This window comes from Cupriavidus sp. C1SS-2L (assembly GCF_057073735.1).
Genome location: NZ_CP172708.1, coordinates 3521312 through 3536085, shown reverse-complemented (window position 1 = coordinate 3536085; position 14774 = coordinate 3521312). Strand labels below are relative to the sequence as shown.

Annotated in this window: 9 protein-coding genes, 4 tRNA genes and 1 rRNA gene; all 14 read left to right on the top strand. The window is 61.9% G+C overall.

Annotation, left to right across the window (positions count from 1 at the left end; all coding sequences use genetic code 11):
* Window positions 1-52 precede the first annotated feature (52 nt).
* The 14 genes from rrf to rpoC all read left to right on the top strand — a co-directional run bounded on the left by rrf (window position 53) and on the right by rpoC (window position 14766).
* Window positions 53-165 (top strand): 5S ribosomal RNA (rrf, locus tag ACIGJG_RS16425).
* A 321-nt stretch (window positions 166-486) separates the two neighbouring features.
* Window positions 487-572 (top strand) — tRNA-Tyr (locus tag ACIGJG_RS16420).
* Window positions 573-623: 51 nt separating this feature from the next.
* A tRNA-Gly gene (locus tag ACIGJG_RS16415) sits at window positions 624-697 on the top strand.
* Window positions 698-737: 40 nt separating this feature from the next.
* A tRNA-Thr gene (locus ACIGJG_RS16410) sits at window positions 738-812 on the top strand.
* Between the two features lie 42 nt (window positions 813-854).
* Entirely contained in the window at window positions 855-2045 is a 1191-nt protein-coding gene (gene tuf / locus ACIGJG_RS16405; RefSeq protein ID WP_011299314.1) for an elongation factor Tu, read from the top strand.
* 82 nt (window positions 2046-2127) lie between these two features.
* Window positions 2128-2203: transfer RNA gene (locus ACIGJG_RS16400), tRNA-Trp, on the top strand.
* 59 nt (window positions 2204-2262) lie between these two features.
* A complete protein-coding gene (gene secE, locus ACIGJG_RS16395; RefSeq protein ID WP_011299325.1) occupies window positions 2263-2643 on the top strand; it encodes a preprotein translocase subunit SecE in 381 nt (126 codons plus the stop codon).
* Window positions 2644-2653: 10 nt separating this feature from the next.
* Window positions 2654-3235: a transcription termination/antitermination protein NusG gene (gene nusG / locus ACIGJG_RS16390; protein WP_483672543.1), complete on the top strand. Its 582-nt coding sequence runs from the start codon at window positions 2654-2656 to the stop codon at window positions 3233-3235.
* A gap of 162 nt (window positions 3236-3397) precedes the next feature.
* Complete coding sequence (gene rplK, locus ACIGJG_RS16385) at window positions 3398-3829, top strand: 50S ribosomal protein L11 (RefSeq protein ID WP_011299323.1); 432 nt, start codon at window positions 3398-3400, stop codon at window positions 3827-3829.
* Window positions 3830-4525 (top strand): 50S ribosomal protein L1, encoded by a 696-nt coding sequence (rplA, locus tag ACIGJG_RS16380; RefSeq protein ID WP_011299322.1) that lies wholly within the window; start codon window positions 3830-3832, stop codon window positions 4523-4525.
* A gap of 392 nt (window positions 4526-4917) precedes the next feature.
* Window positions 4918-5439: a 50S ribosomal protein L10 gene (rplJ, locus tag ACIGJG_RS16375; protein ID WP_011299321.1), complete on the top strand. Its 522-nt coding sequence runs from the start codon at window positions 4918-4920 to the stop codon at window positions 5437-5439.
* A 66-nt stretch (window positions 5440-5505) separates the two neighbouring features.
* Entirely contained in the window at window positions 5506-5880 is a 375-nt protein-coding gene (gene rplL, locus ACIGJG_RS16370) for a 50S ribosomal protein L7/L12 (protein WP_011299320.1), read from the top strand.
* A 417-nt stretch (window positions 5881-6297) separates the two neighbouring features.
* Window positions 6298-10404 (top strand): DNA-directed RNA polymerase subunit beta, encoded by a 4107-nt coding sequence (gene rpoB, locus ACIGJG_RS16365; RefSeq protein ID WP_011299319.1) that lies wholly within the window; start codon window positions 6298-6300, stop codon window positions 10402-10404.
* Window positions 10405-10518: 114 nt separating this feature from the next.
* On the top strand, window positions 10519-14766 hold the full coding sequence (rpoC, locus tag ACIGJG_RS16360; RefSeq protein ID WP_011299318.1) for a DNA-directed RNA polymerase subunit beta': 4248 nt from the start codon (window positions 10519-10521) through the stop codon (window positions 14764-14766).
* The last annotated feature ends 8 nt before the right edge of the window (window positions 14767-14774 follow it).

Here is a 14774-nt window from a genome sequence, read left to right as displayed (position 1 = left end):
ACTACATCCCGAATTGGTGAGGTTGACCGCGTCAGCCTCACAACCCCTCATGCCTGGTGACCATAGCGAGCTGGAACCACCCCTTCCCATCCCGAACAGGTCCGTGAAACAGCTCCGCGCCGATGATAGTGCGGATACCCGTGTGAAAGTAGGTCATCGCCAGGCTCTTATAATGCAGAACCCCTCGACAGCGTGTGCTGCGAGGGGTTTTGTCTTTTGTGGCGCCGCTGACGGACTCTGAAGTCCTTTCTGCAGCTCATTCCCTGGGCCGACAGGCTTGCCGGATTGGCCTCCAACGGCCTTCAGGAGGCCGTTTTTAGCCTCCCTATAGGGTGAGAACGCAGAAATTTAAACTGTGTTTGTGGGTTGCCATAGCCAGTGCCAGCGTGCCCGGCAGTGGCCAGCTCGATGGTCCGGTCGATGTACTCCGCAACGGAAAGTGCTTGACAGGCGAGGCGAGAGGTACCATAATCGATAGTTCTCTGCGGAGAGGTGCCCGAGTGGCTAAAGGGGGCAGACTGTAAATCTGTTGGCTTACGCCTACGCTGGTTCGAATCCAGCCCTCTCCACCAGAATGCAAGACAGTGACTGGCTAACAAGGCCGGTGAAGCAAAGAGAACCGGGCGGGTGTAGCTCAATGGTAGAGCAGAAGCCTTCCAAGCTTACGACGAGGGTTCGATTCCCTTCACCCGCTCCAAACAACGCGGTTGCTGTCGACAAGTAATACGTCTAGTTTTGCCCATGTGGCTCAGTGGTAGAGCACTCCCTTGGTAAGGGAGAGGTCGGCAGTTCGATCCTGCCCATGGGCACCAAATACCGCACTGGCAATATCGCTACCAGACAGGAGTCGCGAAATGGCAAAGGAAAAGTTCGAGCGGACTAAGCCGCACGTGAACGTTGGTACGATTGGTCACGTTGACCACGGCAAGACCACGCTGACCGCAGCGATCGCCACGGTGCTGGCAGCGAAGTTCGGCGGTGCCGCCAAGAAGTACGACGAAATCGACGCAGCGCCGGAAGAGAAGGCACGCGGTATTACCATCAATACCGCCCACGTCGAATACGAAACGGCCAACCGCCACTACGCGCACGTTGACTGCCCGGGCCACGCCGACTACGTGAAGAACATGATCACGGGTGCCGCCCAGATGGACGGCGCGATCCTGGTTTGCTCGGCCGCTGACGGCCCGATGCCGCAAACGCGTGAGCACATCCTGCTGGCCCGCCAGGTTGGCGTGCCGTACATCATCGTGTTCCTGAACAAGTGCGACATGGTGGACGACGCTGAACTGCTCGAGCTGGTCGAGATGGAAGTTCGCGAACTGCTGTCGAAGTACGAATTCCCCGGCGACGACACCCCGATCATCAAGGGTTCGGCCAAGCTGGCGCTGGAAGGCGACAAGGGCGAGCTCGGCGAAGTGGCCATCATGAACCTGGCCGACGCGCTGGACACCTACATCCCGACGCCGGAGCGTGCCGTTGACGGTACCTTCCTGATGCCGGTGGAAGACGTGTTCTCGATCTCGGGTCGTGGCACCGTGGTGACCGGCCGTATCGAGCGCGGCGTGATCAAGGTCGGCGAAGAAATCGAAATCGTCGGTATCCGCCCGACCGTGAAGACCACCTGCACCGGCGTGGAAATGTTCCGCAAGCTGCTGGACCAGGGCCAAGCTGGCGACAACGTCGGCCTGCTGCTGCGTGGTACCAAGCGTGAAGACGTCGAGCGCGGCCAAGTGCTGTGCAAGCCGGGTTCGATCAAGCCGCACACCCACTTCACCGGTGAGGTGTACATCCTGTCGAAGGACGAAGGCGGCCGTCACACCCCGTTCTTCAACAACTACCGCCCGCAGTTCTACTTCCGTACCACCGACGTGACCGGCTCGATCGAGCTGCCGGCGGACAAGGAAATGGTGATGCCGGGTGATAACGTGTCGATCACCGTCAAGCTGATCGCCCCGATCGCCATGGAAGAAGGTCTGCGCTTCGCTATCCGTGAAGGCGGCCGTACCGTCGGCGCCGGCGTCGTGGCCAAGATCCTCGACTAAGTAGCATCAGGCGAACGCGGCACCAACCGGTCGCGTTCGTTGCCAGAGGGATTGGCAGCATTGCTGATCCCAAAGTAGTTTTAGGGGTATAGCTCAACTGGCAGAGCGTCGGTCTCCAAAACCGAAGGTTGGGGGTTCGATTCCCTCTGCCCCTGCCAAATCAATCAGCCGCGTCGCGAGACACCATCGTGACGCGGCTTAGTCTCGTTTGCGAAACATGGCCAATCCCAATGTCGAAACCGTAAACGCCAACAGCGGCAAGTGGTTGCTTGGCGTCGCGGTGCTGCTTGTGGTTGCCGGCGTCATCGGTTTCTATGCACTGGCACAGCAACCGTCTTATGTACGTGGCGCCGCACTGTTCGCGGGTATCGCGCTGGGTGTAGTCGTTGCGCTGGTGTCCGCACCTGGCAAGGACTTCATTGGATTCGCCAAGGAATCGTACCGGGAAGTTCGCAAGGTCGTCTGGCCGACGCGCAAGGAAGCCGGGCAGATGACCGGCCTGGTATTCGCCTTCGTCGTGATCATGGCCCTGTTCCTGTGGTCGGCAGACAAGCTCATCGAGTGGGTCATCTTTTCGCTCGTACTGGGCTGGAAATAAGAGGTAGCGCATGACGGATAACGCCCAGCAGGAAAACACCGCCGCGGAATCGCCTTCGTCGAAGAAGCGCTGGTATGTCGTGCACGCCTACTCCGGCATGGAGAAGAGTGTGCAACGCGCGCTGCAGGAGCGCATCGAGCGCGCCGAGATGCACGACAAGTTCGGCCGCATCCTGGTGCCCTCGGAAGAAGTCGTGGAAATCAAGGGTGGCCACAAGTCGGTCACCGAACGTCGTTTCTTCCCGGGCTACGTCCTGGTCGAGATGGAAATGACGGACGAAACCTGGCACCTGGTGAAGAACACCAGCAAGGTCACCGGTTTCGTGGGCGGTGCCCGCAACCGCCCGAGCCCGATTTCGCAGCGCGAAGTCGACAAGATCATGACCCAGATGCAGGAAGGGGTCGAGAAGCCGCGTCCCAAGACGCTCTTCGAAGTGGGCGAAATGGTGCGCGTCAAGGACGGCCCGTTCACCGACTTCAACGGCAACGTGGAAGAAGTGAACTACGAGAAGTCGCGTCTGCGCGTCTCGGTCACGATCTTCGGACGTGCTACCCCTGTCGAACTGGAGTTCGGTCAGGTCGAGAAGGTGTAAGGAATTTGCCGGTTGCCTGGCCGCAAGGCCGGCAGCGGGCAAAGGGCGCAGCCAGGTGCTGCGCCAAGAGGAGCGTGAGGCCGTACCGACGGTACGGCGACAGCGCGTTACGACTCAACAGGATCATCTCCGTGAAACGGAGTGATCTGGATTGGAGTAAAGATGGCCAAGAAGATTATTGGCTTTATCAAGCTGCAGATTCCGGCTGGTAAGGCAAATCCCTCCCCGCCCGTTGGTCCCGCACTGGGTCAGCGTGGTCTGAACATCATGGAGTTCTGCAAGGCGTTCAACGCCCAGACCCAAGGCATGGAGCCTGGTCTGCCGGTGCCGGTGGTGATTACCGCTTTCGCCGACAAGAGCTTCACCTTCGTGATGAAGTCGCCCCCGGCGACGGTGCTGATCAAGAAGGCCGCTGGCGTGACCAAGGGTTCGCCGAAGCCGCACACCGACAAGGTTGGCAAGATCACCCGCGCCCAGGCTGAAGAAATCGCCAAGGCCAAGAACGCTGACCTGACCGCCGCCGATCTGGACGCCGCCGTGCGTACCATCGCCGGTTCGGCTCGCTCGATGGGCATCACCGTGGAGGGTCTGTAAATGGCTAAGGTTTCCAAGCGCGTCGCCGCCAACAAGGCGAAGATCGAGCGTACCAAGTTTTACCCGATCGACGAGGCCCTGGGCCTGGTGAAGGGCTGCGCTTCGGCGAAGTTCGACGAGTCGATCGACGTTGCCGTTCAACTTGGCATCGATGCCAAGAAGTCGGACCAGGTTGTCCGTGGTTCCGTGGTGCTGCCTGCCGGTACCGGCAAGTCGGTGCGCGTGGCCGTGTTCGCCCAGGGCGACAAGGCCGAGGCCGCCAAGGCCGCCGGTGCTGACATCGTTGGCATGGAAGACCTGGCCGAGCAAGTCAAGGCCGGCAACCTGAACTTCGACGTCGTGATCGCTTCGCCGGACACGATGCGTATCGTCGGTACGCTGGGTCAGATCCTGGGCCCGCGCGGCCTGATGCCGAACCCGAAGGTTGGCACCGTAACACCGGACGTGGCCCAGGCTGTGAAGAACGCCAAGGCTGGTCAGGTTCAGTTCCGTGTCGACAAGGCCGGTATCATCCACGCCACCATCGGCCGCCGTTCGTTCGAAGACACCGCGCTGAAGAGCAACCTGGCTGCGCTGCTGGACGCGCTGGTCAAGGCCAAGCCGGCTACGAGCAAGGGCGTGTACCTGCGCAAGATCGCCGTGTCGTCCACCATGGGCGTTGGCGTGCGCGTCGAGCAGGCTTCGCTGTCGGCCTGAGCTGACGGCACTCGGTTGACCGGAACCCGATAACGCTGGTCAGCTGCAAGAATTGAAGGTTCCTGCCACGCGCGGGAACCGTCTCCGGACCGCGAGGAATGGAGCAAGGCTTTGGGCAGTGGTGCCCGCCGCAGGCGAAAGCCGCGGCAGGCATCGCTGGTTATCAAAGACCGCTGGTGTCCACGCCGCTGTAGTCAGGGGGTGTGGGCTTAATCGGAAGGTGCGTGCGTAACGGGGCAACCCGCTGCGACGATCTCCGGCCCGCCAGCGCAGATGGCGCACCCGAAGGGAATGAGGAAGCCGGGTTTCGATCCGGGTGATTCGGGCCAATCGGTCGCCGTTCGTATGGACTGATGCGCGTCGCAAGACAAGCATCGTTTTGGAGCTAAACCGTGCCACTCAATATTGAAGATAAGAAGGCCGTCGTTGCTGAGGTTTCGGCGCAAGTCGCCAAAGCCCAGACCATCGTCGTGGCCGAATATCGCGGCATTGCGGTTGGCGATCTGACCAAGCTGCGTGCTACCGCCCGTCAGCAAGGCGTCTACCTGCGCGTTCTGAAGAACACGCTGGCCCGCCGCGCTGTGGAAGGTACGCCGTTTGCTGGCCTCGCAGAGCAAATGACCGGTCCGCTGATCTACGGTATTTCCGAAGATGCAGTGGCCTCGGCCAAGGTTCTCAACGACTTTGCCAAGACCAACGACAAGCTGGTCCTGCGCGCTGGGTCGTATGACGGCAAGGTGCTCGACGTCAACGCCGTCAAGGCGCTGGCCTCGATCCCGAGCCGCGACGAACTGATTGCTCAGCTGCTTGGCGTGATGCAGGCACCGGTGTCGGGCTTTGCCCGTCTGCTGGGTGCACTGGCCGCCAAGAAGAGCGAAGGCGCTCCCGCGGAAGCGGAAGCCCCGGCTGCTTAAGGCTGCGTACAGATCGGGCATACCGATCGCAATACCGATACCGAATCAAATTTAGGAGTAATCCAAATGGCAATCACCAAAGACGACATCCTGGAAGCCGTTGGCGCGATGTCCGTGATGGAACTGAACGACCTGGTTAAGGCGTTCGAAGAGAAGTTTGGCGTGTCCGCCGCTGCAATGGCCGTGGCTGCTGCCCCGGGCGCTGGCGGTGCTGCTGCTGCCGAAGAGCAGACCGAGTTCAACGTGATCCTGGCTGAAGTCGGCGCCAACAAGGTCGGCGTGATTAAGGCCGTTCGCGAAATCACCGGTCTGGGCCTGAAGGAAGCCAAGGACCTGGTCGATGGCGCACCGAAGGCCGTCAAGGAAGGCGTGGACAAGGCCGCTGCTGCCGAAGCCAAGAAGAAGCTGGAAGACGCTGGCGCGAAGGTCGACGTCAAGTAAGCATTGCCTGCGTGCCATTCCGGCACGCAAATGGGGCTGGCAAAGGGAAATTCCCGGCGCCAGCCTTTTTGCGCTTGTGCGAGTGTGTTTTATTGGCCACTCGCCACCGGCGAAATGTGATTTATTGGTTGTTTGAAGCGGGATAAACTCCCGATGTTCCAGCAGACGCCAAACATCAGTGGCAAACTACCGTGTTGCTGCTGATGTTTGTCTTCTGAACCGACTGCAGAAGACAAGTTTGGTCGGGTGTCCCCCGGGCGAGTACAGGCTTTGCGCCAATGCAATGACCACACCGCCCGCAGCGTGCGGACACCGTCAGCCAGAGGTTGGTAGCGGCCAACCGCCAAATCCCCTCCCAGTCGCTGAACACCTCAGGCGTGGCCAGGTCCAGCCGCCCTGCGATGATTCGGAGATCCCATGGCGTACAGCTTCACCGAAAAGAAGCGCATTCGCAAATCCTTTGCGAAGCGCGCGACGGTTCATCAGGTTCCATTCCTGCTTGCAACCCAGATTGAATCCTACACCCAGTTCTTGCAAGCGGAAACGCCGGCCGCGCGTCGCAAGACCGAAGGCCTGCAGGCCGCTTTCAACGCGATTTTCCCGATTGCCTCCCATAACGGGCTTGCCCGTATGGAGTTTGTCTCGTATCACCTTTCCAACCCGCCGTTTGACGTCAAGGAATGCCAGCAGCGTGGCCTGACGTTCCACTCGGCCCTGCGCGCGAAGGTCCGCCTGATCATCAACGATCGCGAGAACCCGGGCAAGGTCAAGGAAGTGAAGGAGCAGGAAGTGTACATGGGCGAGATTCCGCTCATGACCTCGACCGGCTCGTTCGTGATCAACGGCACCGAGCGTGTCATCGTCTCGCAGCTGCACCGCTCGCCGGGCGTGTTCTTCGAGCACGACAAGGGCAAGACCCACAGCTCGGGCAAGCTGCTCTTCTCCGCACGTATCATCCCTTACCGTGGTTCGTGGCTGGACTTCGAATTCGATCCGAAGGACATCCTGTACTTCCGCGTCGACCGCCGCCGCAAGATGCCGGTGACGATCCTGCTGAAGTCGATCGGCCTGACGCCGGAGCAGATCCTCGCGCACTTCTTCGTGTTCGACAACTTCACGCTGCAGTCGGAAGGCGCGCAGCTCGAGTTCGTGCCCGAGCGCCTGCGCGGTGAAGTCGCGCGCTTCGACATCGCGGACAAGAACGGCCGCGTGGTCGTCGAGAAGGACAAGCGGATCAACGCCAAGCACATCCGTGACCTGGACTCGGCTGGCACCAAGCTGATCAGCGTGCCGGAAGACTATCTGCTGGGCCGCGTGCTGGCCAAGAACATCATCGACCCGGACACCGGTGAGGTGATCGCCAACGCCAACGACGAGCTGACCGAAACTGTTCTCGAGAACCTGCGCGAAGCCGGCGTCAAGCAGATCCAGACCCTGTACACCAACGATCTGGACCAGGGCCCGTACATGTCGCAGACGCTGCGCGTGGACGAGACCGCCGACCAGACCGCTGCGCGTATCGCGATCTACCGCATGATGCGCCCCGGCGAGCCGCCGACCGAAGAAGCCGTGGAAGCGCTGTTCCAGCGCCTGTTCTACAGCGAAGAGTCGTACGACCTGTCGCGCGTGGGCCGCATGAAGGTCAACAGCCGTCTGTCGCGCCCGAGCGGCGAGGGCAGCATGGTGCTGCAGGACGAGGACATCCTCGAGACCATCAAGATCCTGGTCAACCTGCGTAACGGCAAGGGCGAAGTCGACGATATCGACCACCTGGGCAACCGCCGCGTGCGTTGCGTCGGCGAACTGGCCGAGAACCAGTTCCGTGCCGGCCTGTCGCGCGTGGAGCGCGCCGTCAAGGAACGTCTGGGCCAGGCCGAGACCGAGAACCTGATGCCGCACGACCTGATCAACTCGAAGCCGATTTCGTCGGCGATTCGCGAGTTCTTCGGTTCGTCGCAGCTGTCGCAGTTCATGGACCAGACCAACCCGCTGTCGGAAATCACCCACAAGCGCCGTGTTTCGGCCCTTGGCCCGGGCGGTCTGACGCGCGAGCGTGCCGGCTTTGAAGTCCGTGACGTGCACCCGACCCACTATGGCCGCGTGTGCCCGATCGAAACGCCGGAAGGTCCGAACATTGGTCTGATCAACTCGCTGGCACTGTATGCGCGCCTGAACGAGTACGGCTTCCTGGAAACGCCGTACCGCAAGGTCGAGAACAGCAAGCTGACCGACCAGGTCGACTACTTGTCCGCGATCGAGGAAGGCAAGTACGTGGTGGCGCAGGCCAACGCGACCGTCGACGCCGAGGGCAACCTGACCGACGAACTGGTGTCGGCACGTGAAGGTTCCGAGCGTGAAACCCGTATGGTCACGCCGGACCGCGTGCAGTACATCGACGTGGCGCCGTCGCAGATCGTGTCGGCCGCAGCATCGCTGGTGCCGTTCCTGGAACACGATGACGCGAACCGTGCACTGATGGGCGCGAACATGCAGCGTCAGGCCGTGCCTTGCCTGCGTCCGGACAAGCCGCTGGTCGGTACCGGCATCGAGCGCACCGTTGCGGTCGACTCGGGTACTGCCGTGCAGGCGATGCGTGGCGGCGTGGTCGACTACGTCGACGCGATGCGTATCGTGATCCGGGTGAACGACGACGAAGCCGTGGCCGGTGAAGTCGGCGTGGACATCTACAACCTGATCAAGTACACGCGTTCGAACCAGAATACGAACATCAACCAGCGTCCGATGGTCAAGGTCGGCGACATCGTGGCACGCGGCGACGTCGTGGCCGATGGCGCCTCGACCGACCTGGGCGAGCTCGCGCTCGGCCAGAACATGCTGGTCGCGTTCATGCCCTGGAACGGCTACAACTTCGAGGATTCGATCCTGATCTCGGAGCGTGTGGTGGCCGAAGACCGCTATACCTCGATTCACATCGAGGAACTGTCGGTCGTTGCCCGCGACACCAAGCTCGGACCTGAAGAAATTACGCGCGATATCTCGAACCTGGCCGAAGCCCAATTGGCTCGCCTGGACGAGTCGGGCATCACCTACATCGGCGCCGAAGTCGAAGCCGGCGACGTGCTGGTGGGCAAGGTCACGCCGAAGGGCGAGACCCAGCTGACCCCGGAAGAGAAGCTGCTGCGCGCAATTTTCGGCGAGAAGGCTTCGGACGTGAAGGACACCTCGCTGCGCGTGCCGTCGGGCATGAGCGGCATCGTGATCGACGTCCAGGTCTTCACCCGCGAAGGCGTGACCCGCGACAAGCGTGCCCAGTCGATCATCGACGACGAACTGAAGCGCTATCGCCTGGACCTGAACGACCAGCTGCGTATCGTGGAAGGCGACGCGTTCCAGCGTCTGGAGCGTCTGCTGATCGACAAGACCGTCAACGGCGGTCCGAAGAAGCTGGCAAAGGGCGCGAAGCTGACCAAGGAATACCTGGCGGAAATCGACAAGTACCACTGGTTCGACATCCGTCCGGCCGACGAGGAAGTGGCTGCCCAGCTGGAAGCCGTCAAGGAAGCCATCGAGCAGAAGCGCCACGAGTTCGACCTGGCCTTCGAAGAGAAGCGCAAGAAGCTCACGCAAGGCGACGAACTGCCGCCGGGCGTGATCAAGATGGTCAAGGTGTACCTGGCCGTCAAGCGCCGCCTGCAGCCTGGCGACAAGATGGCCGGCCGTCACGGTAACAAGGGTGTGGTGTCGAAGATCGTTCCGATCGAAGACATGCCGTACATGGCGGACGGTACCCCGGCCGACATCGTGCTCAACCCGCTGGGCGTGCCGTCGCGGATGAACGTGGGCCAGATTCTGGAAACCCACTTGGGCTGGGCCGCGCGCGGTCTGGGCCAGCGCATCGGCGACATGCTCAAGGCCTCGGCCAAGGCGCAGGAACTGCGTCCGCTGCTCGCGCAGATCTACAACGAGAGCGGCAAGGCCGAAGACCTGGACAGCCTGTCCGACGCCGAAGTGCTGGAACTGGCAACGAACCTGAAGAAGGGCGTGCCGTTCGCAACGCCGGTGTTTGACGGTGCGCATGAAGACGAAATCCGCCGCATGCTGGACCTGGCCTACCCGGACGACATCGCCAAGGAAAAGGGTCTGACGGCTTCCAAGCAACAGGTCACGCTGCACGACGGCCGCACCGGCGAGGCGTTCGAGCGTCCGGTCACGCTGGGTGTGATGCACATGCTGAAGCTGCACCACTTGGTCGACGACAAGATGCACGCGCGTTCGACCGGTCCGTACTCGCTGGTGACGCAGCAGCCGCTGGGCGGTAAGGCCCAGTTCGGTGGCCAGCGTTTCGGTGAGATGGAAGTGTGGGCACTGGAAGCCTACGGCGCGTCGTACGTGCTGCAGGAAATGCTGACGGTCAAGTCCGATGACGTGAACGGCCGTACCAAGGTGTACGAGAACATCGTCAAGGGCGAGCACTCGATCGATGCCGGCATGCCGGAATCGTTCAACGTGCTGGTGAAGGAAATCCGCTCGCTGGGTATCGACATCGACCTCGATCGCTACTGATCGAACCGATGCGGGTGCCGGCTGCGGCCGGCACTCACCAGTGCAGGATTTCCCACAGAATGAATGCCGCGGTGCCGAACAGAGTTCGGTGCGGCGGCGAAACAAGGAGTTGCAATGAAAGCATTGCTCGATCTCTTTAAGCAGGTACAGCAGGAAGAGCAGTTCGACGCGATCAAGATCGGCCTGGCCTCGCCCGAGAAGATCCGTTCGTGGTCGTACGGTGAAGTCAAGAAGCCGGAAACGATCAACTACCGTACGTTCAAGCCGGAACGCGACGGCCTGTTCTGCGCGAAGATCTTTGGCCCGATCAAGGACTACGAGTGCCTGTGCGGCAAGTACAAGCGCCTGAAGCACCGTGGCGTGATCTGCGAAAAGTGCGGCGTTGAAGTGACGCTGGCCAAGGTGCGCCGCGAGCGCATGGGCCACATCGAACTGGCCGCGCCGACCGCGCACATCTGGTTCCTGAAGTCGCTGCCGTCGCGTCTGGGCATGGTCCTGGACATGACGCTGCGCGACATCGAACGCGTGCTGTACTTCGAAGCATTCGTGGTGCTCGAACCCGGCATGACCCCGCTCAAGAAGAGCCAGATCATGTCGGAAGACGACTACCTCGCGAAGTGCGACGAATACGGCGAGGGCGAGTTCGTCGCCATGATGGGTGCCGAGGGCATCCGTGAACTGCTGCGCGGCATCGACATCGAGAAGCAGATCGAACAGATCCGCGCCGAGCTGCAAGCGACCGGTTCCGAAGCCAAGATCAAGAAGTTCGCCAAGCGCCTGAAGGTGCTCGAGGCCTTCCAGCGTTCGGGCATCAAGCCCGAGTGGATGATTCTCGAAGTGCTGCCGGTGCTGCCGCCCGAACTGCGTCCGCTGGTGCCGCTGGACGGTGGCCGCTTCGCGACCTCGGACCTGAACGACCTGTATCGCCGCGTCATCAACCGTAACAACCGTCTGAAGCGCCTGCTCGAGCTGAAGGCGCCCGAGATCATCGTGCGCAACGAAAAGCGCATGCTGCAGGAAGCGGTTGACTCGCTGCTGGACAACGGCCGTCGCGGCAAGGCGATGACTGGTGCCAACAAGCGTCCGCTGAAGTCCCTGGCCGAAATGATCAAGGGCAAGGGCGGCCGTTTCCGTCAGAACCTGCTGGGCAAGCGCGTCGACTACTCGGGCCGTTCGGTCATCGTGGTGGGCCCGACGCTTAAGCTGCACCAGTGCGGCCTGCCCAAGCTGATGGCGCTCGAGCTGTTCAAGCCGTTCATCTTCCACAAGCTGGAAACGATGGGCATCGCCACCACGATCAAGGCGGCGAAGAAGGAAGTCGAAAGCCAGACGCCGGTGGTGTGGGACATCCTCGAAGAGGTGATCCGCGAGCACCCGGTGATGCTGAACCGTGCGCCGACGCTGCACCGCCTGGGTATCCAGGCGTTCGAGCCGGTGCTGATCGAAGGCAAGGCCATCCAGTTGCACCCGCTCGTCTGCGCGGCGTTCAACGCCGACTTCGACGGTGACCAGATGGCTGTCCACGTACCGCTGTCGCTGGAAGCGCAGATGGAAGCCCGCACGCTGATGCTGGCCTCCAACAACGTGCTGTTCCCGGCCAACGGCGACCCGTCGATCGTCCCGTCGCAAGACGTGGTGCTGGGTCTGTACTACACGACCCGCGACAAGATCAACGGCAAGGGCGAGGGCATGACCTTTGCCGACATCAGCGAAGTGATCCGCGCCTACGAGAACAAGGAAGTCGAACTGGCTTCCCGCGTGAACGTGCGTATCACCGAGTATGAGCTGGTCGACAAGGATGCCGAAGGCGACGCGCGTTTCGCACCCAAGATCACGCTGCAGGCCACCACGGTCGGCCGCGCGATCCTGTCCGAGATCCTGCCGAAGGGCCTGCCGTTCTCGGTGCTGAACAAGCCGCTCAAGAAGAAGGAAATCTCGCGCCTGATCAACACGGCGTTCCGCAAGTGCGGCCTGCGCGAGACCGTGATCTTCGCCGACAAGCTGCTGCAGTCGGGCTTCCGCCTGGCAACGCGCGCCGGTATCTCGATCGCGATCGACGACATGCTGGTGCCGCCGGCCAAGGAGAAGATCATCTCCGAGGCCTCGGCCAAGGTGAAGGAATACGACAAGCAGTACATGTCGGGTCTGGTGACGGACCAGGAGCGTTACAACAACGTCGTGGACATCTGGGGCGCCGCCGGCGACCAGGTGGGCAAGGCGATGATGGAGCAGCTCCAGCACGAAGACGTGGTCGACCGCAACGGCAACACCGTCAAGCAAGAGTCGTTCAACTCCATCTACATGATGGCCGACTCGGGCGCACGGGGTTCCGCTGCGCAGATCCGCCAGCTGGCCGGTATGCGTGGCCTGATGGCCAAGCCGGATGGCTCGATCATTGAAACGCCGATTACGGCGAACTTCCGTGAAGGCCTGAACGTTCTGCAGTACTTCATCTCGACCCACGGTGCACGTAAGGGTCTGGCTGATACGGCACTGAAGACCGCGAACTCGGGTTACCTGACCCGTCGTCTGGTCGACGTGACGCAGGATCTGGTCGTGGTGGAAGACGATTGCGGCACCTCCAACGGCGTGGCCATGAAGGCCCTGGTCGAAGGCGGTGAAGTGATCGAAGCCCTGCGCGATCGTATTCTGGGCCGTGTGACGGTGGCTGACGTGGTGAACCCTGAAACCCAGGAAACCGCGATCGAAACCGGCACGCTGCTGGACGAAGACCTGGTCGACCTGATCGACGCCCTCGGCGTCGATGAAGTCAAGGTGCGCACGCCGCTGTCGTGCGACACGCGCTACGGCCTGTGCGGCAAGTGCTATGGTCGCGACCTCGGCCGCGGCGTACTGGTGAACTCCGGCGAGGCGGTGGGCGTGATCGCTGCCCAGTCGATCGGTGAGCCGGGCACGCAGCTGACCATGCGTACGTTCCACATCGGTGGTGCGGCATCGCGTGCGGCAGTGGCATCGAGCGTGGAAGCCAAGGCGACCGGTACGGTCCGCTTCACGGTGACCATGCGCTACGTGACCAACGCCAAGGGCGAACTGATCGTGATCTCGCGTTCGGGCGAGGCGCTGATCACCGACGACCACGGCCGCGAGCGCGAGCGCCACAAGATCCCGTACGGCGCCACGCTGCTGGTGCAGGACGGCCAGGCCATCAAGGCTGGTACGCAGCTGGCCACGTGGGACGCGCTGACGCGTCCGATCGTGTCGGAGTACACCGGTACGACCAAGTTCGAGAACGTCGAAGAGGGCGTGACCGTCGCCAAGCAGATGGACGAAGTCACCGGTCTGTCGACCCTCGTGGTGATCGACGCCAAGCGCCGCACGGCTGCCACCAAGGGCATTCGCCCGCAGGTGAAGCTGCTCGACGCTAACGGGCAGGAAGTGAAGATCCCGGGCACGGACCACTCCGTGACCATCGGCTTCCAGGTCGGCGCGCTGATTACCGTGAAGGACGGCCAGCAGGTGCACGTCGGTGAAGTGCTTGCACGTATCCCGACGGAATCGCAGAAGACTCGTGACATTACCGGTGGTCTGCCGCGAGTGGCCGAGCTGTTCGAAGCGCGTTCGCCGAAGGACGCCGCCGTGCTGGCGGAAGTCACCGGCACGACTTCGTTCGGCAAGGACACGAAGGGCAAGCAGCGCCTGGTCATTACTGACCTGGACGGCAATGCCCACGAGTTCCTGATCGCGAAGGAAAAGCAGGTGCTGGTGCACGACGGCCAGGTGGTGAACAAGGGCGAAATGATCGTGGAAGGTCCGGCGGATCCGCACGACATCCTGCGCCTGAAGGGCATCGAGGAGCTGGCGCACTACATCGTCGACGAAGTGCAGGACGTGTACCGTCTGCAGGGCGTGAAGATCAACGACAAGCACATCGAAGTGATTGTTCGTCAGATGCTGCGCCGCGTGCAGGTGGCTGACGTGGGCGACACCAAGTTCATCCCGGGTGAACAGGTGGAGCGCTCGGAACTGCTCGACGAGAACGACCGCGTGATCGCCGAAGGCAAGCGTCCGGCAACCTACGAGAACCTGCTGCTCGGTATTACCAAGGCGTCGCTGTCGACCGACAGCTTCATCTCGGCGGCATCGTTCCAGGAAACCACGCGCGTGCTGACCGAAGCCGCGATCATGGGCAAGACCGACGACCTGCGTGGTCTGAAGGAAAACGTGATCGTCGGCCGTCTGATCCCGGCCGGTACCGGCTTGGCCTACCACCGTGCCCGCAAGGCACGCGAGGCGTCCGAGCGCGAACGCGCCCAGGCGATTGCCGACGAAGAGCAGTCGCTCTTCATCGAGCCGCCGCCCGTGGTGCAGGCGACGACCGAGGGCGAAGGCGACAACGCCTGAGTCCCTGC